The organism is Neisseria sp. P0009.S007 (genome assembly GCF_051962515.1).
Window position 1 is genome coordinate 1 of sequence record NZ_JBQCVF010001272.1, and the last position, 238, is coordinate 238.

General features: G+C 50.0%; 1 pseudogene. It reads right to left on the reverse strand.

Features of this window, described 5'->3' with window-relative positions:
- A pseudogene (locus tag ACTHS3_RS18575) lies at nt 1-238 on the reverse strand (MFS transporter); the annotation flags it as partial.

Here is a 238-nt window from a genome sequence, read left to right on the forward strand (position 1 = left end):
GATGTAGAGTGCGTACCATTGGAAGAGGTAAACCGAAGCGAGCTGCCATAAGGGTTTCGGCATGTCTTTAATGGCATGGTAAATTTCTTTAACGGCTTCAACTGGACCGCCGGATTGGGCTTTAACCTCCGCCATTTTTTCAGGGGAAGGCTCATGTTCGGGTGTGGACAATACGGTCACTAAAACAGAGCCGATGGAGCAGACGGCGCCAATATAGAACGAGCCGAATACCCAGTAG